The following is a 938-nucleotide window of genomic DNA, read 5'->3' on the forward strand; positions in this document are numbered from 1 at the left end:
AGCAGTCGAAACTGTTGCGGTTCGCCATCCTTTAATTCGATGCTGACGATTTTTGTCCCGTAACCGTCACGGCCCAACACGACTTCGTAGTGCCCGGGCTCAAGATCGGCATAGACAGCGCCTGAGATATTCGACCGTGTGGCAATGACACCGTTTCGCCCTCGAAACTCAAAAAGAACATCACCCAACGCGACAAAGCGTTCGTTGCTGACATATCCGACGAGCATGTTTTATGTTCTCCAGTGAGAAATATGTTTCGGCAGGATAAACAGACTGAACACGTTTGCGAGTCACAGTTTCAGATTGTGGTGATATCCGGATCACTCCGGTTTCCGGTCGAGGAACGGCCGCTGGATCTGCTTCCATACTGGCGGACGGTGAATCTCAGGCTGGTGACGTTGCGCAGCAGACGTGCGGCGGGGCTGAACTCGAGTACAAACTTCTGTGGATGTGGAATGAAGGGACCGCCTGCGCGGTGGTCTTAACCTGTACAACGGTCGTGTTCGGCGGAAAATCCTGACTCAGTGGCCTGTGGGTGGATGATCAGCACCTTGCCCGGTGCGTGGTAACACACCCTGAAATACTCATTGAATTCCTGTCGGTAGATCCGACCCGAAAGGACTGGCAGCAGGAACTGTACGACGGCCACCAGGTGCTGGGGTTATGAGGGATCAAACTGAAGCCTCTGTATGCTGGCTTGCGGCCCGACGATTCACGACTCGATCCACTGTGGGAGTACGCTGCCGATGCTGCTGCATACGGGAACAACAATTGTGGCCCAGGCACCTTTGGAATATACCTTTCCCCGCCATCTTGACGATGTGGCGATTCGCTTTCCCGAAGTGAAGATGATCATGGCTCATCTTGGCCATCCGTATGAACACGAATGTGTGGCTATAATCCGTAACACCCGAATGTCTTCACTGACATCAGTGCTC

Annotated in this window: 2 protein-coding genes; one reads left to right on the forward strand and one right to left on the reverse strand. The window is 53.4% G+C overall.

Annotated elements, in window-relative coordinates:
• Window positions 1-227, reverse strand: a 227-nt coding sequence (locus tag MK110_04690; protein MCH2210574.1) for a carboxypeptidase regulatory-like domain-containing protein, incomplete at its 3' end; no start/stop codon positions are given.
• Window positions 228-689: 462 nt separating this feature from the next.
• Here MK110_04690 and MK110_04695 point away from each other — a divergent pair.
• The coding region (locus tag MK110_04695) for an amidohydrolase family protein (GenBank protein MCH2210575.1) at window positions 690-938 on the forward strand (249 nt) is incomplete at its 3' end.

The organism is Fuerstiella sp. (assembly GCA_022447225.1).
GTDB lineage: Bacteria > Planctomycetota > Planctomycetia > Planctomycetales > Planctomycetaceae > S139-18.